The following is a 17,105-nucleotide window of genomic DNA, read 5'->3' as shown; positions in this document are numbered from 1 at the left end:
ACTCGCGGCGTAACAACCAGCCGTGTCAATCGACGTTGAAGTGCACGCGAATGTCCTGGCTGCTTTCGACCGCAGTGCCGTTTTTCATCGCCGGAAAGAAGCGCCATTTCTGCAACGCATCCAGCAGCAGCTGATTGAGCCGCGGGTTGTGCGTCGGTTTGATCAGCTCGACATCGACCGAGCCGTCACGGTGGATCGTAAAGCGCGCAGTCGCAACGGCCTGGAATGCGTCGGAGCGCAAGTCGTCCGGTAGCGACGGCAGCGGCTGGATGATGGCGTGCGCCACGCCGTTGCCGCCCGAGGCGGGCGAGCCGGCGGCGCCGGACGCAGCGTGTGCTGCGTTGGCTTGATCCGCGGTTGCCGGGCTGGGCGGGCTATTGGCAGATGGCGTTTGCGCAGCAGGCTGCGTTGAAGTTGGCGCCGACTGGGTGAGCGCGGCTGGCGCTGCGGGAACCGTGTCATCGCGGTGCGCCACGTCAGGCGGCGGCGCAGTGGTGGCAGCCGCGGACTTGACGGCAGCGCTGACGCTTCGCTGCGCGGGACGTGCGACAGGCGGCATCGCACGTGAACTTTGCGCATTCCGCGCCCGCGGTTCCGCAGCAGGCGCCGCCTTCGCGGCCGTAGCCGCCGGTGCAGGCGCGGGCGCAGGCGGCGGTGGCTGCAACAGCACCAGCTTCACATCGAACGCCACCGGCTTGCGTACCGGCGCCGGCCGCTCTTGCCGCCACAATCCGTGCACGAAACACACGGCAAACACGCACCAGATCGCCACCGCGCCCGCCGCGCACAGCGCGACGCGCACGCCGCGCACATCCAGCAGCGCGCCTGCCCGCTTCACGTCATCGGTCACGCTGCACAGCCACCAGAAAATGCTCGGCACCGCCTTCGCGCGCGCGCAGCATTGCCTGCACGACCACGCCGTTGCCGGCTGCTGCGTCGGCGGCGATGATCACGTTGCCGTCCGGCCCGACGCGTCGCCGGATCGTCGTTGCCACCTGGTCGAGCGTCACCGGCTGCTGGTCGATCTCGATGCGGCCATCGCGCGTGACGGCCAGCGTCAGCGGCTGCCGCTGAGGTGCGAGCGTCTGCGCGCGGCCTTGCGGCAGATTCACCTGCACCGCGTCGAGCCGCTGCATCGACAGCGACGTCAGCATGAAGGTCGCCAGCAGAAAAAACATCACGTCGATCATCGGAATGATCTCGATGCGCCCGCGGCGGGCCGTGCGTGAACGGCGCAGCTTCATCGCGTCGGCATCCCCGGTTCGCGGGCGAGCCGCACCTGCGCGAGCCACCTGCCGGCAAACGATTCGAGCTCTTCGACAAGCCGCTCGATACGTCGCGAAAAATAGTTGAAGGCGAACAACGCAACCAGCGCGATCACGAGGCCCAGCGCAGTCGCCACCAGCGCTTGCGCGACACCGCCGGTGACGCCGGTCGGATTCACCAGCCCGTTGCCGCCGATCAGCTGGAACGCGTGCATCATGCCGACGATCGTGCCGAGCAGCCCGACCAGCGGCGCGGCCGTCACGATCGTCTCCAGCACCCACAAGCCGCGCGACATATCGCGCTGCACATCGAGCGCGAGCGCGCTCGCCTGCTCCTCGATCCACCATACGGGCTTCGTATCGTGCTCGATGAGCGGCATCATCAGCCGGCGCAGCGCGTGTTGCCGCGGCAGCACGGCGACCCGCGCGGCGAGTTCGCCGTCCGGTTGCACGCCGTCCGGCAGCGCCGCGCAGCGTGCGAACACGATCAGCCGGTCGAGAATGATGAACAGCGCGGCGAGCGCGAGCAGGGTCAGCGGATAGACGATCCACCCCGCGACGCGCGCCGCTTCGACGATATTGAGCCAGTCTTGTTGCATTGAACGACCTTCGTTAAAGAGCGCGAACTGCTTTAGAAGTACTTCGTCACGCCCGCATAGAACGCGCGATACGGCCCGAACTGCGGCGCGCCGACGCCGATGCCGGAGCCATCGCGGATTTCATACACGCGGCCGAAGGTGTTGATCACCGAAGCGCGCACATCGACCTTGCCGACCATCGGTGCCTTGATATGTTCGATCACGCCGAGATTGACCTGCGCGTAGAGCGGCAGCTTGTCGGTATTCGCGAAGCCCGCGCGCAGGCCGCTACCGACGGTGCCGTCAGCGGTGAAGGTCAGCGTATGCCACGTGTACGCGCCGCCGAACGACGCGGTGACGCGCTGGTCGTGATCGAGGAACACGAAGTGATTGCTGATGAAGGCCAGCTCGTCGGCGCCGAAGTTGAACTGCGCCGAATCGATATTCTTGCCCTGCGCGCGGCTGAACGCGACGTTCAGGTACGCGGAGACATTCTCGTGCTTGTAGTTCGCGGTGAATTCGACACCGTACACGCGGCCGTACTGGTAGTTGAACGGCGCGAAGATCAGCGCGGTGCCGAACTGGCCTTCGTCGAGCAGGTTGTGCGCCTTCTTGTAGTACGCATCGAGGCCGACCGTGATGTCCGAGCCGAGGCGTTGCGTGACGCCGATGTCGTAGTAGTCGTCGCGCTCCGGCTGCACCGGGTCGTTCTGCGTGACTTCGGGTGCGTTGGTGGTGCCGGCGAAGCGGCCCAGCGTGCCGCTCGACACCAGCTCGAACGACGGCGGCGTGAAATAGCGCGCATAGCCAGCGTGTACCGTGGTGGCGGGCGTCAGCTGGTAGACCGCGCCGATCCGCGGGCTCAACTGGTGCGCGCTGACGAATTCGTCCATGCCGTCGTAGCGCAGACCGTAGTTCAGTGTCAGCTTGCTGGTGATCTTCCACTCGTCCTGCAGATATGCGCTGTACAGATAGCCGGTCTTGCTGCTCGAATCCTGCAGCGTCTGCGGGATGTCGGAGCTCTGGTTGCCATCCGCGTCGGTCGGGAACACCGACACCGTATCGCTGAACTGCGCATGTTCCTGCTGCAGCTGGATGCCGCCGCGCAACGTGTGCTTGCTGTTCAGGCGCCACGTCGTATCGGCCTGGATGCCGTTCGCCGTGTCGTTGTGGAAATCGTTCGACGCGACGCCGTTGAACAGCAGGTCGCCGGTGGTATCCGGATTAAACTGGGTCCGCGTATAGCGCGTGAAGAACGCGACCTGATAGTCGAACGCGGCGCCGTTGGTGCCCTGCAGCGCGACTACCGCGTAGTTGTTCAGCTCCGATTGCGTCTCGTTGAGGTTCGCCGAGTTGAAGGTCGGCGTGCCGGCCAGCGTGAACGACGGCGTCAGGCCCGGCGTATTCGGAATTTCGAACTGGTTGGCCGCGGTGCCGAACATCACGCTGACGCGAGTCAGCGGATTGATCAGGTACGACATGTAGCCGAACGCGTCGCCCTGGCGCGTGTGATCGTGAATCGGCGACGGGCTGGCGGTCGGCGCTTCGATGCCGAGGTTGTTCTCGCCCAGCGAACCGCTGAAGTAGTAGCTGAAGTCGCCCTTGCTGCCGTACACGTCGGCGCTGGTGCGCAGCGTCTGGTGGCTGCCGCCGAATACGTCGATCGCGCCGCCGTCGCCGTTATCGCCGGTTTTGGTGCGGATGTCGACGACGCCCGCCGTGCGGTCGCCGTACTGCGCGGGCAGCGCGCCGGTCAGCAGATTCACCTGGTCGATGATGCGCGAGTCGAACGACTGGCCGAAGCCGCTGATCGGCTCGGGAATCTGAATGCCGTTGATGCGGTACTGCAGGTCGGCGTGATCGCCGCGCACGTGTACCTGGCCGAACGAGTCGTTCGCCACGCCCGGCGCCTGCAGCAGCACCTGGTTGAGCGGCGTGTTCTCGCCCTGCGGCATGTTGTGGATGTCCTCGCTGGTGATCCGGTAGACGCTGCTGCCGGTCTCGGGCAGCAGGCCGTTGCGCGCCTGATCGAGACGCTTCGCGTTCACGTTGACGTCGAGCGTGTCGTCCTGCTTCATCGTGAGCGCGAGCGGTGCGGTGGGGCCGGTGCCGGTATCGGCCATCTGCGTGGTGCCGGCGAAACCGGCCGCGCTGGCGCTGACCGCATACGTGCCCGGTGCGACGTGATCGAGTTCGAAGTGGCCCGTGGCATCGGTGGTCGTGTGGCCTGCGTTGCTGCCGCTGGCGCTGGTCAGATTCACGTCTGCGTGCGCGACAGGCTTGCCGTGCGCGTCCTGGACCGAGCCGCTGAGTGCGCCGGCCGAATCGGCTGCCCACGTCAGCTGACTGCCTGCAAAAGTTGCAAACAGCAGAAGGGCGGCTTGCGCGAAAGGTGTGCGAGGTTTCATACCGGAAAGGTGAGTTCGATTGTTGGTCTTCTGTCAGGCCCGCGTGGTACCCGGCGCGGGCACGCTGCGGCGTGCGTGCCGCGCGACGTCGGCGTGTAGCGAGGCGGTCGTCGTCGATGCGCGGCGCGGCAAATGATATAACATAACATTTGATGTTGCGATAATTCTTTGCATTTGCGCTTTCCGCGGCTTGCGGTCCGCGAACGAAAGCCGCGTGCGTGATTGATCCCCGTGGATAGCCATCGGCATTTGCAATCTGTGCGACGATTCGCAGGCGCCCGGCGCTTGCCGATGCGCGGTGACGGCGCATGCCGTGCGCGCCTAGCCAGCGCGCGCGGCGGCTTTGCGCAACGATGCAGTCGAAAATTTCACAAGGGGACTTCCGATGGCCGACCTTTCCGCTTTTCCAATCACGCGCAAATGGCCTGCGCAACACGCCGAACGAATCCAGCTGTACTCGCTGCCGACGCCCAACGGCGTCAAGGTTTCGATCATGCTGGAGGAGACCGGCTTGCCGTACGAGCCGCATCTGGTGCGCTTCGATGCGAACGACCAGACCTCGACCGAATTTCGCTCGCTGAATCCGAACGGCAAGATTCCCGCGATGATCGATCCGCACGGCCCGAATGGGCGGCCGCTCGCGCTGTTCGAATCCGGCGCGATCCTGCTCTATCTGGCCGACAAGAGCGGGCAGTTGTTGCCGCAGGATCCGGCGGCACGTTACGAGACGATCCAGTGGCTGATGTTCCAGATGGGCGGCATCGGGCCGATGTTCGGGCAGGTCGGGTTCTTCAACAAGTTCGGGGGCAAGGACTATGAAGACAAGCGGCCGCGCGACCGTTACGTCGCCGAGGCGCGGCGCCTGCTGGGCGTGCTGGACGAGCGTCTTGCCGGGCGCGACTGGATCATGGGCGACACCTACACGATTGCCGATATCGCCACGTTTCCGTGGGTCCGTAACCTGACGGGCTTCTACGAAGCGGGTGAACTGGTGGGCATCCAGGACTTCACGCAGGTGACGCGCGCGCTTGACGCGTTCGTCGCGCGCCCGGCTGTCGCGCGCGGACTCAATATTCCTCAGCGAGTCTGAGCGTTACCCGTGGCAATGTGCGTTTGAGCTGTCGTATCAAGGGCTTGGCGCGCTTGCGGAGGGGTTATCCACAAGCTTGTCCACGAGATCTGTTGATAACACCGAGGTTGCCTGCGCGCCGGCGACAGCGCGCAGGCATCGGGGTGAACCCGAGGTGCATCAACGGGTTGGGCATGCTGTGCGCAGGATATCCACAGCCTTTTCAACAAATTGTGGGGATAACTGGGGCGTGCTTCGGTACGCCCGCGTTGTACGTGCTACGTGCGTGCGTGGCGGATACAGCCCGCGCGCGCTTTCAGTTCTTGCTGTGGCTGACTGCCGGCTGCCGCCCGATTACCGCCTGGTTGCCTCGCGCATAGGTCGAACGGCATATTGCCTCACGATCTGCTTCACCGGAAGATACACACGCAGTCCGAACGATCAACACCGGTAAGTGAAGATCGTTTCGGATCGTGTCGATTAGGTACCCGTACTTATCGCGAGAACCGCGTGCTGCTGCGCCGTTGCCGCGCATCGAGCCATGTGGGCGCGATGCACGACTGCGCAGCAAGACACCGCGCGCCAGTGCCGGGCATTCGCTGATTTGTCTCATGCGGATGCTCTCGGGCACTGTGCGATGGTGGACGGCGCGGCACGGATCGGTCCTGCGCGATTCCGTACTGTTGTAAAGCGAGAGTTTACAGTCTATAGTAGCGGCTGTGCGGGATGGAAACTACGCCGTGTAGCAGGCGCGGTAGCCAACCGGTGAAAGATGATCAAATCCTTCAGGCACAAAGGGGTGGAGCAGTTCTTCCTCACAGGCAGCAAGAGTGGTATCCAGGCTTCGCATGCGGCGCGGCTTAGCCGTCAGTTGGCGGTGTTGAACCGGGCTCGGTTTCCGGCGCACATGAACCAGCCCGGATGGGGGCTGCATGAGCTCACGGGCCGGCGCAAGAACTGCTGGTCGGTGCAGGTCAACGGCAACTGGCGGCTCACATTCGAATTCGACGACGGCGATGTCGTGCTCGTCGACTATGAGGATTACCACTAGCTGCATGTTTATAGGGCGCCGGTCAGCGGCGGTGTAGCGGTTACTTTTTGAGGTGTAGCGATGGCCAAGATGTTCAATCCTCCGCATCCGGGGTCGATCCTGCGTGAAGACGTGCTGCCCGCGCTGCAGCTCAGCGTGACCGAGGCGGCGAGCCAGCTCGGCGTGTCGCGGGTGATGCTGTCGCGCGTGCTGAACGAGCGCGCCGGGGTCACGCCGGAAATGGCGTTGCGTATCGAGGCGTGGCTGGGCGTCGAGCGCGGCGGCGGCGCCGATTTGTGGCTTGCCTTGCAGCTCGACTACGACTTGTGGCAGGCGCGCAAGCACGCGCCCAAAAAGATCAAGCCGGCGCGCATTCCCGACACCGAGCCGGCAATGGCGTGATGTTGCTAACGCCAGGTCTCGATCGGCCTGGTTGGGTTGGTTTCGATCGTTAAGTGCGCTGCTTTCACCGCGAAACCAATCGCTTGCGAACAACGTTCGAAAATACCGATCAGGCGGGCTTTCAAGGCCGCCTGAATCAACGGGTCGAGGCCAGAGCAAACCCACGGAGTTCGAGATGCCGTACACCCATACGCAATTCCCGGGCTTGACCCAGCAGCATATCGCGGCCGGTGCGCGTCTTTTTGCGGACCGCTACGCGATGGTCGAGGCGCTCGCGCCGCGGGGTGGCGTGGTAACCGAGGTCGGCGTCGCGGCGGGCGACTTCTCGCAATTTATTATCGACACCTTGCACCCGTCCCGGTTCTACGCGCTGGATACGTTCGACATGCATAAGAACGAGTTCATCTGGGGGCGGCCTTCGAGCGAACTGTTCGGCCACCGCACGCAGCTTGAGCACTTCCGCGCACGCTTTGCGCAGCACGGCGCCGGTGTCGAGGCGCGGGTCGGTTTGAGCGCCGAACTACTCGGCGAATTCGGCGATCAGACCTTCGATTTCATCTATATCGACGCGGGGCACGACTACGAGAACGTCAAACGCGATGCGCAAATGTCGGCGCGCAAGCTGAAGCGCGATGGGCTGATCGTGTTCAACGATTACACGATCATCGACGTCTTTTCGCTCGAAGGGTATGGCGTCGTGCAGGCCGTGAACGAACTGGTGGTGGCGGGCGGCTGGCAGGTGTGCGCCTTCGCCCTTCAGCACAGCATGTTTTGCGATATCGCGCTGCGGCGCACGTGACCTGCGCAACGGCGCTTCATGTGGTTTGACCTGTAGGTCCACGTGCGGCCCGACGTGTGCAATTCCGCACGCCGTCATACATCGAGGTCACGCTCCTCGCGCCGGCAGTACGAACGCCGCGATCGCGTCGTTGAGCGCCTGCGGCGCGTCGCGATGCGGCGAATGTCCGCAATTCTGCAGCTCGACGAGTCGCGTGTGCGGCACCATGTCGGCGATCCGCCCGATTTGCGACATCGTGCCGTAGTGATCGTCGCGGCCCTGCACCGCAAGTAGCGGGCATCGTATCGTCCGTAAATTGTCGACGATGCTCCACGACCTGAAGCCTGCATCGAGCCAGATATCGTTCCAGCCGTAAAAAGCGGAGTCCACGTCGGCGTGGTAGCGGGCGAGGCGTGCGCGCAGGCCGCCGCGCTGATACGCGCGCCTCGCTTCGGTGATGCCGGCAATCGATACGTCTTCGACGAACACGTGTGGCGCGATGACCACCGCGCCGGCCAGCGCGGCCGGAAACGAAGCGGCATAAAGCAGTGCAATCGAGCCACCGTCGCTGTGGCCGACCAGCCACATGGTCTCGCGCTGTGCCGCGTCGACGTGCAGTGTGTCGAGCAGCGCCGGTAACACGTCGCATGCCTGCGTCGCCATGAAATCGCGCGGCAGTTTGACGTCGTGCGGCCTTGGCGTCGAGCGGCCATAGCCAGGCCGCGAATAGACGAGTCCGCGCATGCCGAGCCGGTCGCATAGCGCTTGCGGCCAGTCTTTCCATGCCGCGACCGAGCCGAGCCCCTCATGCAGAAATACGACAATCGGCGCGCGCTGCAGGTCGGAATTGATCCAGCGGTACTCGATGACCAGTTCGCCACGCCGCAGGCTGGCGGGAAGCGTAGCGAACGCGCCGGCATGTTGTGGACCATCGGCGGGCAGGGCAGGCATAGTGGAATTCGACATGTCTTCGATCGCGATCAGCAGCATGCGCTGCCCATTTCCGGACGATGCTGCGGCAGCCGGCACAGGCCGCTGCCGGCCGACGTCTGTTCAGTATCGCTGCGCATTGTAAAATCAACGTCTTCGGGCTACTTTATTCCGCCTTCGCATATGCATAAAGCGCAAAATGCGTTGCCGAAACAAGGGCCGTTTGCTACAGTCCGCGCACTCTGCAGCACGCTCGATGCGCAGAGCATCGCCCTGCGGTGAAAGAACAAACTACGTACGGAGTCAACACTCATGAAGTCCATTCGATCCCTGCTGCTGATCGGCCTGCTGCAAATCGCCACCGCAACGGCAGCCTTCGCCGCGGACGGCCTCGCACAGATCAAGTCTGCCGGCGCGTTCAAGGTCGGCACGGAAGGCACGTACGCGCCGTTCTCGTTTCACGATGCGTCCGGGCAACTGACCGGCTTCGACGTCGATATCGCCCGCGAGATCGCGAAGCGCCTGGGCGTCAAGGCGGAGTTTGTCGAAGGCAAGTGGGACGGCCTGATCGCCGGCCTCGACGTGAACCGCTACGACGCGGTGATCAACGAAGTCGCGATTACCGACGCACGCAAGGTCAAATACGATTTCTCGGATCCGTACATCGTGTCGCATGCGGCGCTGATCGTGCGTTCGGACAACAACGCGATCAAGTCGTTCGACGATCTGAAGGGCAAGAAGTCGGCCAATACGCTGACCAGCAACTTCGGCAAGCTGGCGGCTGCACACGGGGCGGACGTCGTGCCGGTGCAGGGCTTCAACGAATCGATCGACCTGCTGACGTCGGGCCGCGTCGACGCGACGGTGAACGACTCGCTGTCGTTCCTCGACTTCAAGAAGCATAAGCCCGACGCGAAGGTGAAGATTGCCGCCATCGACAATTCGGATCAAAGCGACAAGTCGGCGGTGCTGATCCGCAAGGGCAACCCTGATCTGCAGGCTGCGATCAACAAGGCGCTGGCCGACATGAAGGCGGACGGCACGTATGCGAAGATCGCCAACCAGTACTTCGGCAAGGACGTGTCGAAGTAAGCGGCGAATGTGCCGTACCTGAGCGGCTCGCGCCGCTCACCTGACGAACCAGACGAATAAAGCAGATCCGACTATGCCAGCCTGGCTGCATCTGATGGCGCAATCGCTGTGGCCCCTCCTTTATGCGGGGCTGCTGTTCACGGTGCCGCTGACACTCGTGTCCTTCGCGTTGGGCCTGGCGCTGGCCTTCATCGTCGCGCTGGTGCGGCTGTTCGGGCCCAGGTGGCTGGTGGCGATCGTCCGCTTTTACGTCTGGCTGATCCGCGGCTCGCCGCTGCTGGTGCAACTGTTCGTGATTTTCTACGGCTTGCCGAACGTCGGCATCGTGCTCGATCCGTTGACGGCTGCGATCATCGGTTTCTCGCTGAATGTCGGCGCGTACAACTCCGAAGTGATCCGCGGCGTGATCGAGTCGATCCCGAAAGGGCAGTGGGAAGCCGCGTTTTCGATGGGCATGACGCGCGGCCAGGCACTGCGCCGCGCGATCCTGCCGCAGGCCGCGCGCGTCGCGTTGCCGCCGCTGTCGAATTCGTTCATTTCGCTCGTCAAGGACACGTCGCTGGCGGCGGTGCTGACCGTGCCGGAAATCTTCCAGGCCGCGCAGCGGATCGCGTCGGTCACCTACGAGCCGCTGATCCTCTATACCGAAGCCGCACTGATCTATCTGATGTTCAGCTCGGTGCTGTCTTCCGCGCAGGTACGGCTCGAACGCAAGTTCGGGCGGCATGCGCTTTTCCAGTCGGGCAGCTGATGATTCGCCTCGAGAAAATCGACAAGTACTTCGGCAGCCATCGCGTGCTGAGCGCGGTCGACCTCGCGCTCGAGCCGGGCAACGTGACAGCGTTGATCGGCCCGTCGGGCAGCGGCAAGAGCACGCTGCTGCGCTGTGTGAACCTGCTCGAAATTCCCGAGGCGGGCACGCTCGAACTGGGCGACCTGCGCGCCGAATTCAGCCGCGACAGCAAGCCGGCGCGCGATACCGTGCTGGCGATTCGCCGCCGCACCGGCATGGTGTTCCAGAACTTCCAGCTGTTTCCGCACCGCACCGTGGTCGAAAACGTAATGGAAGGGCTCATCACCGTGCAGAAGTGGGACAAGGCGCGCGCCCGGGTGCGGGCGCTCGAACTGCTGGAGAAGGTCGGCATCGCGCACAAGGCCGATGCATGGCCGGTCACGCTGTCGGGCGGCCAGCAGCAGCGGGTAGCGATTGCGCGGGCGCTTGCGCCGTCGCCGGAAGTCTTGTTGTGCGACGAGCCGACCTCGGCGCTCGACCCGGGCCTCGCGGCCGAAGTGGTGGAGGTGCTGCGCCAGTTGGCCAAAGAAGGCATGACGATGCTGATGGCCACCCACGATCTGCGTCTGGCCGCATCGATTGCGCGCAATGTGCTGTTTCTCAGCAACGGCGTGGTGGTCGAATCCGGCCCGTCGCGCGAGATTTTCACGCGGCCGCGCGAGCAGGAAACCGCGAACTTCGTGTCGACGCTCACCCAAAGCCTGCCGGACGTGTGGGCCAACTAGGCGACGGCTGTCTCTGACGCTGTCGCGGCCTTGCCCGCAGCATGTGTCGCGGCGGCGCTGCTGCGCCGCGCAGTCGCTGCGCGGTGGCCCGCGCGGGGCGCGTTCGGCGAGCCGCCAGGCTACAATTGCCGACAGCCCAAAACCGGAACATCCATGACCCTGCGCGCTCTCACTCTCGCATCTGCCGCTGTTGCCGCCGCCGTGCTGTGCGCAGGCTGTACCGTCGCATCGACGTACCGGAATTCCAGTGCGTGCGAACAGCAGATGCGTGAAGCAGCCAGTCGCGACGCGGCTGCGGAGACGTTGAGAATCACCCACACAGGCGCTGGTATCGACGGCAGCCGCGTGGTCGTCGAAGGCACGCTGTCGCATCAGATGACGCCCGCCGAGGCGCAGATCGCCGCGAAGGCGCCGCCACCTCCGCCGACGGTCGGGCTGTTCGGGCCGCTCGTCGACAAGTTCTCCGCCGGCCGGCCGAAGCGGATCATCAAGCCGGCGGCGCTCGAGTGCACCTTCAATACCGCCGGGCTCGCGTCAGTCCATTGGCTCGCGCCCGAGCGGCTCGCCAATCCTCCGGCCGCTCATCCGAACGAGGCGTCCGAGTAACACGGGCGCACTGTCCGCGTTTTCCTTGCCGTTGGTGCTGACCCGCCAAGCCGGGTATGGGCGTTGCTTGAGCTACGCAGCATGGCTGTAGTGCTACGATTTGCGGGTAACGTCGCAGGAGGCACCATGGACGGCTATATCAGGCATCAGATCGAAGGAGCGTCGGTCGACATCGACGTCGTTCCCGCCAAACCACGCGGCTTTACAGCCCGCTTCCGGATTTTCCGCAACGCTGGCGACGAGCCCGAATGGCATCGGGTTCATGTCTCGGGCTGTGCATTCGATACCGAGCAGCAAGCCGAAGAGGCGGCGCGTTCGATGGCATACGAGAAGGTGCTGGCAGGCGGCGCCGCGTAGCCGCAGGTGCCGGCAGCAGGCACGCGACGCGTCCTCGTGTCGCGCCTGGTTTCACCGATTCACCTCGCCCGGATTCGCGCCGGCACGTGCTGCCGGACGGCGGATGCGCGCGGCCCATTCCACCACGCTTCCAGTATCGACGTATGCGCGCGCGTCCGCGCATGCATGCTCCCGTACGGCGGAGCACGACGTAACTCACTACGGATATCGAATCATCGGAGATCGCAGCGGCGAGGTGCGTCCGTTTGCATGCGCTCGTTACTTTTGAGAGTTTTCTTGTATCGCATAGCGCCTGATCTTCGTAGGATCTTGCTGTCGTCGATATAGCCAAACGATGTAAGACAACGCGGATGCATCGGCAGCGTGCCTGCATCGGCGATCGTGCGAAGAACCATGCGCATAGCGAGGAAATATATGACGTGAGCGTTCACGGGAATTAATTCGTCATCCATATCGTGTGGAGTGGATTGGGTATCCAGCGAGATGACGTAAGGCAGGTTGGGTCGAGTCGATTGGTTTTCTCATGGTGCAGGGTGTCAGATGAAGAAAAGAAAATACGTCACGCGCAAGCGCGACAGGTACACGTCGATCGTAGCGGTAGAGCGGAGCGCCGCGCGGATGCGGCTCCGGGTGGGAAAGGCGCGTCTGGCGGCATTCGCGGTGGGCGCCGCATCGTTTGCCGGCGGCGTGTGCGCGGCGGAGCCGGCAACCGCTGACTACGCCACGGCCGTCGCCAATGAGGGCGTCCCCGCGACGGTGGAATACATTGCGCCCGAATCGGCGAGCGCGCCCGTCATCCAGCAGCAGGCGCAGCCTGTCGCCGCCGGACAGCTCGTGTCGCTTTCTACGTTGCGTTTGCTGGCTGCAGCGCCGGTCACCGACTACATTGCGGTGAGCACCAACGTGACGGCCGGCGCGACGACGCGCACGTCGAACGATCTGAACGCGATGGCGATCGGACCCACGTCGGCGGCGACCGGTGTCAATGCGATCGCGGTCGGCTCGGGCACGTTCGCCGCGCGCAGTTACTCGACGGCGGTCGGCACAGGCGCCGCTGCGCTGGGGATGCGGGTGACCGCAGTCGGCATGGGCGCGACGTCGGGCTACGACGCGGACAATGGTGTGTCGATCGGCTACATGGCGTCGGTCGACGGGGCGGATTCGCTGGCAATCGGCACCTATTCGGAAGCGGCCGGCAACAAGTCGGTGGCGATCGGCATGTACGCGGTGACGGATCCGAATGCGCCCAACTCGCTCGCGCTGGGGGCTGGCTCGCTCGTCAGTGCTTCCGGCGGTGTCGCGATCGGCGCAAGCTCGGTGGCCAATCGCAGCAATGCGGTGTCGGTGGGCAATACGACGCTGCGACGGCAGATCATCAATCTCGCGGCCGGCACGCTGGATACCGACGCGGTCAACGTCGCGCAGCTAAGAGGCGTGGCGGCGGGCTTCGGTAGTGGCGCGGCGGTCAACGCAGACGGTTCGGTCACGCTCCCGACTTATGCGATCGGCGGCAACAGCTACCGTAACGTCGGCGATGCGCTGACCAATCTCGACGGCCGCGTGACGAGCAATTCGGGCGACATTGGCAGCCTGACCAACGTCGTGAATAACATCACGAATACGACGGCTGAACTGCGCTACCTGCGCGTGAATTCGCTGCTTGCGGATGCATCGGCTGCCGCGAGCGAGGCGATCGCAATCGGCGGCAACGCGCAAGCTGGCGCGGCGAATGCCGTCGCGCTCGGTGCAAACGCGGTGGCGGATCGGGCGAATACGGTATCGGTCGGCGCGGCCGGCAACGAGCGGCAACTCGTGAACGTCGCCGCCGGTGCATTCGATACCGATGCAGTCAACATCGCGCAACTGAAGGGCATTGCGGCGGGCCTCGGCGGCGGCGCATCCGTCAACGCAGATGGCACGATCACGCTGCCTGCGTACGCTATTGACGGCAACATCTACCACACTGTCGGCGACGCACTGAGCAATCTCGACGGCCGAGTGACGACCAATACGACCGACATCGACAGCCTGACGAACGTCGTGAACGACATCACGAACACGACCGCTGAATTGCGCTTCGTCCGTGTGAACTCGCAGCTTGCCGATGCATCGGCTTCGGGTAGCGAAGCGATTGCGATCGGCGGCAATGCGCAGGCGAGTGCGGCCAGCGCGGTCGCGCTCGGTGCAAACGCGGTGGCGGATCGGGCGAATACGGTGTCGATCGGCACAGCCGGCAACGAGCGGCAACTCGTGAACGTCGCCGCAGGCTCATTCGATACTGATGCAGTCAACATCGCGCAACTGAAGGGCATTGCGGCGGGCCTCGGCGGTGGCGCATCCGTCAACGCAGATGGCACGATCACGCAACCGTCTTACGCGATCGACGGCAACACCTACCGCACGGTCGGCGACGCACTCACTAACCTCGACGGTCGCGTCACGACCAATACGCTCGACATCGACAACCTGACCAACGTCGTCAACAACATCGCGAACACCACCGCGGATCTGCGCTACTTCCGTGCAAATTCGCTGCTCGCCGACGCTTCGGCGACCGGCAGCGAGGCGATTGCGATCGGCGGTAACGCACGTGCGAGCGCGCTCAACTCGGTCGCGCTCGGTGCGGGCGCGGTGGCGGATCGGGCCAATTCGGTGTCGGTCGGCGCTGCCGGCTACGAGCGGCAGATCACGAACGTCGCGGCGGGCACGGCGGATACCGATGCAGTCAACGTGCGGCAATTGAAGGATGCAGGCCTGATCGACGGCAACGGCAACCTGAGCAGTGCCGTGACCTACGACAACGCGAACGGCCAGACGGACTACTCCAGCATCACGCTAGGCAAAGGCGCGGCGGCAGGGGGCACGCAGATCCACAATGTCGCAAGCGGCGTGCTCGACTCCGACGCCGTCAATCTCGGCCAGTTGAACGATGCACTGAGCGACGCGATCAACCACACACTGCCGCGCGCCTCGAACCCGTTCGTCGCGCTCAATGGCAGCGGGGACAGCGAGGCCGCGCGCGCCACCGGCACGCATGCGGCGGCGCTCGGCGCCAATGCGGCGGCCAACGGCGACGAAGCGCTGGCGGTCGGTGCGAACGCGGTGGCCAACGGCAATACGGCGACCGCGCTTGGCAGCAATGCGCTAGCGAACGGTGAACGCGCCGTCGCGCTCGGCTGGGGCAGCAACGCCAGCGCAGAAGGGGCGGTCGCGTTGGGCGCGGGGTCGCTCGCCGATCGCGCCAACACGGTGTCGGTGGGCAGCGCCGGCAACGAACGGCAGATCACGAACGTCGCGCCCGGCACACGCGGCACCGATGCCGTCAACCTCGACCAGTTGAACGCCGCGTTCAACCAGTCCAGCCAGGCGCTGCACGACCTCGATCGCAACACCCGCAAGGGCATCGCGTCCGCTTCCGCGCTGCAAATCGTCACGCCTTATCTGCCGGGCCGCACGACGCTCAACGCGGGCATCGCCGCTTATCGTGGTCAGGCCGCGCTCGGTATCGGCGTGTCGCGCTGGAACGACAAGGGCACGCTGAACTTCAATGCGGGTGTCGCGTCGTCGGGGGGCAACAGCACGATCGTCCGCGCGGGCGTCGGCATTGTGATCGGCGACTAGGCGTACCCGCGCCAGACACCGCCCGGCATACGGGCGGTGTTTTCAGCGTCGCAGCGGGCAACCCCCAGCGGATCTACCGTCGCGCGGCTGCCGCGCGAGTCAGAAAGCGTAAAACGGTCCTTTCCCAGCTGGAGTCGCGCGCGCTTCGATCGCCGTATACACACGCCTGCCGAAGAAAAATGGCAGCCCCCAGTCGAACATCGTGCTGGAGAACCCCGCGAGATTGTCGAACGCGTTGTTCGACGAACCCAGCAGCGTCTGCGCATTGCCGACCGGAAACGCAAGCGTCACAGCAGTGCCATCGTTGCCTTGCAGCGTAGCGGTCAGCGTCTGCTCGACGGGCGGACAAAACCACACCCCACACTGAGGCAAACCAAGATCCGGAATGAACATGCCATTCGAGCCGCTATCCAGAAAGCTCAGCGACCAGCTCTGACCGTTCGCGACGGTCGTCACATAGCCGGTCTGCGCATTGGCTTTCAGCACGGTGGTGCCGGCGAGCGTGTTGTTCGCTTGCGTGCCGATGCCGAAAATCAGCGAGCCTTCGACCTGCGGCGCACCTTCATCGGCGACGCTGGGCAGATCGATCACCACGCCGTTGTTGTCGGCCGCAAAGCGGCTGACCGGATTCGCGACCTGCGCCGCGAGCGGCTGCGAACCCGGCGTGCAGGCGCCGCTCGCATCGCACGCGTAATACCAGCGCGGCGGCGCGCCATTGACGCACGCGCTGCCGCAATCGACCGCGAACAGGCCGACGCCGAGAATGCCGTTCACGCGCAATGCGCTGGGGGTCGTCATCGCCGGACCGGAGCGTGCGCAGTCTGCGGGAACGGCGGGCAATGCCGGATCGGCGATCAGCTGTACCGGCAATGCGGCGGCCACCTGGCCGGCCATCCGCACGTCGGCGATGCGCACCGCGCCCCATGTGTAGCCGGTGCCGAACACCGCACATTCACCGCTCGTGCCGCTTGCGCCGTCCGCACCGCCGGCCGGCAACTGCGGCAGCACGAGCGAGGCCGGCAGCGCCGATGCGAGCAGACGCAGGCCCTGCGAACCGGTGTCGACCTGCACGCTGTCGATCGTTGCGCAGTTCGACGTGCCGGGCACGCAGACGGTGACGCTCGTCGTCAGCATGTTGCGCACGCGCGTCGGCAGCGCGCTGACCTTGATCGGCTGCACATTCGGCGTGGTCGATTGCGGGATCGCCGGCGTCGCGGCGCCGTCGCTGCCGGTGGGCGCGACAGCGGGCGGAGGGGCGGCGGCGACGGGCGGCGAGCTCGCCACGACAGGGTCGCTACCGCCGCCGCCACATCCGGCTAGTCCAAGCGACGCGGCGCAGACAGCAAGCGTGACCAGCGACGGCGCCGCGCGAGCGGCGCTAGCGATGCAGGTGGCACCCAACCAGCGCCGGATCGAGGCAGTCCGCGAGGTGACCGATGAGGCAATCCGCG

The 17,105-nt window shown here is 64.8% G+C and carries 16 protein-coding genes; 10 read left to right on the top strand and 6 right to left on the bottom strand.

Going from position 1 to position 17,105, the window contains the following annotated elements; all coding sequences use genetic code 11:
• Window positions 1-25: 25 nt before the first annotated feature.
• Genes ACYVNQ_RS11090 through ACYVNQ_RS11075 form a run of 4 tightly spaced genes read right to left on the bottom strand, consistent with a single transcriptional unit; the run spans window position 26 to window position 4,251 of the window.
• On the bottom strand, window positions 26-850 hold the full coding sequence (locus ACYVNQ_RS11090; RefSeq protein ID WP_460902524.1) for an energy transducer TonB: 825 nt from the start codon (window positions 848-850) through the stop codon (window positions 26-28).
• Window positions 840-1,244: an ExbD/TolR family protein gene (locus ACYVNQ_RS11085; RefSeq protein WP_460902523.1), complete on the bottom strand. Its 405-nt coding sequence runs from the start codon at window positions 1,242-1,244 to the stop codon at window positions 840-842. The genes ACYVNQ_RS11090 and ACYVNQ_RS11085 overlap by 11 nt, the downstream gene beginning before the upstream one ends.
• On the bottom strand, window positions 1,241-1,864 hold the full coding sequence (locus tag ACYVNQ_RS11080) for a MotA/TolQ/ExbB proton channel family protein (protein ID WP_460902522.1): 624 nt from the start codon (window positions 1,862-1,864) through the stop codon (window positions 1,241-1,243). The genes ACYVNQ_RS11085 and ACYVNQ_RS11080 overlap by 4 nt, the downstream gene beginning before the upstream one ends.
• 32 nt (window positions 1,865-1,896) lie before the next feature.
• Window positions 1,897-4,251, bottom strand: a complete 2,355-nt coding sequence (locus tag ACYVNQ_RS11075; protein ID WP_460902521.1) for a TonB-dependent receptor — start codon at window positions 4,249-4,251, stop codon at window positions 1,897-1,899.
• Between the two features lie 385 nt (window positions 4,252-4,636).
• Here ACYVNQ_RS11075 and ACYVNQ_RS11070 point away from each other — a divergent pair, with 385 nt between their 5' ends.
• From ACYVNQ_RS11070 to ACYVNQ_RS11055, 4 genes are all read left to right on the top strand, one after another.
• Complete coding sequence (locus ACYVNQ_RS11070) at window positions 4,637-5,341, top strand: glutathione S-transferase N-terminal domain-containing protein (protein ID WP_460902520.1); 705 nt, start codon at window positions 4,637-4,639, stop codon at window positions 5,339-5,341.
• Window positions 5,342-6,092: 751 nt separating this feature from the next.
• Window positions 6,093-6,371 (top strand): type II toxin-antitoxin system RelE/ParE family toxin, encoded by a 279-nt coding sequence (locus ACYVNQ_RS11065; RefSeq protein ID WP_460902519.1) that lies wholly within the window; start codon window positions 6,093-6,095, stop codon window positions 6,369-6,371.
• A 60-nt stretch (window positions 6,372-6,431) separates the two neighbouring features.
• Entirely contained in the window at window positions 6,432-6,752 is a 321-nt protein-coding gene (locus tag ACYVNQ_RS11060; protein ID WP_460902518.1) for a HigA family addiction module antitoxin, read from the top strand.
• A gap of 175 nt (window positions 6,753-6,927) precedes the next feature.
• Complete coding sequence (locus ACYVNQ_RS11055; protein ID WP_460902517.1) at window positions 6,928-7,551, top strand: class I SAM-dependent methyltransferase; 624 nt, start codon at window positions 6,928-6,930, stop codon at window positions 7,549-7,551.
• An 87-nt stretch (window positions 7,552-7,638) separates the two neighbouring features.
• Here ACYVNQ_RS11055 and ACYVNQ_RS11050 read toward each other — a convergent pair whose 3' ends face one another.
• Complete coding sequence (locus tag ACYVNQ_RS11050; protein ID WP_460902696.1) at window positions 7,639-8,496, bottom strand: alpha/beta fold hydrolase; 858 nt, start codon at window positions 8,494-8,496, stop codon at window positions 7,639-7,641.
• 276 nt (window positions 8,497-8,772) lie between these two features.
• On the opposite strand from ACYVNQ_RS11050, the gene ACYVNQ_RS11045 reads away from it, so the two are divergent.
• The 6 genes from ACYVNQ_RS11045 to ACYVNQ_RS11020 all read left to right on the top strand — a co-directional run bounded on the left by ACYVNQ_RS11045 (window position 8,773) and on the right by ACYVNQ_RS11020 (window position 15,654).
• Window positions 8,773-9,552, top strand: coding sequence for an amino acid ABC transporter substrate-binding protein (locus ACYVNQ_RS11045; RefSeq protein ID WP_460902516.1), 780 nt, complete (start codon window positions 8,773-8,775; stop codon window positions 9,550-9,552).
• Between the two features lie 73 nt (window positions 9,553-9,625).
• The gene (locus tag ACYVNQ_RS11040; protein WP_460902515.1) at window positions 9,626-10,303 is read left to right on the top strand and encodes an amino acid ABC transporter permease; all 678 of its coding nucleotides are present in this window, start codon (window positions 9,626-9,628) and stop codon (window positions 10,301-10,303) included.
• Window positions 10,303-11,070 carry an amino acid ABC transporter ATP-binding protein gene (locus ACYVNQ_RS11035; protein ID WP_460902514.1) on the top strand — a complete coding sequence of 256 codons (768 nt, stop codon included), beginning with the start codon at window positions 10,303-10,305 and terminating at the stop codon, window positions 11,068-11,070. Before ACYVNQ_RS11040 ends, ACYVNQ_RS11035 begins: the two co-directional genes overlap by 1 nt.
• A gap of 153 nt (window positions 11,071-11,223) precedes the next feature.
• On the top strand, window positions 11,224-11,676 hold the full coding sequence (locus ACYVNQ_RS11030; protein ID WP_460902513.1) for a hypothetical protein: 453 nt from the start codon (window positions 11,224-11,226) through the stop codon (window positions 11,674-11,676).
• A 126-nt stretch (window positions 11,677-11,802) separates the two neighbouring features.
• Complete coding sequence (locus ACYVNQ_RS11025; protein WP_460902512.1) at window positions 11,803-12,033, top strand: hypothetical protein; 231 nt, start codon at window positions 11,803-11,805, stop codon at window positions 12,031-12,033.
• A 540-nt stretch (window positions 12,034-12,573) separates the two neighbouring features.
• Window positions 12,574-15,654, top strand: coding sequence for a YadA-like family protein (locus ACYVNQ_RS11020; protein WP_460902511.1), 3,081 nt, complete (start codon window positions 12,574-12,576; stop codon window positions 15,652-15,654).
• A gap of 99 nt (window positions 15,655-15,753) precedes the next feature.
• On the opposite strand, the gene ACYVNQ_RS11015 is transcribed toward ACYVNQ_RS11020, so the two are convergent.
• A complete protein-coding gene (locus ACYVNQ_RS11015; protein ID WP_460902510.1) occupies window positions 15,754-17,055 on the bottom strand; it encodes a DUF3443 domain-containing protein in 1,302 nt (433 codons plus the stop codon).
• Between the last annotated feature and the right edge of the window lie 50 nt (window positions 17,056-17,105).

It is taken from the genome of Paraburkholderia jirisanensis (assembly GCF_054782355.1).
Note: the sequence above shows the minus strand (reverse complement) of the source record. Positions and strands in the feature narration are given on the sequence as shown.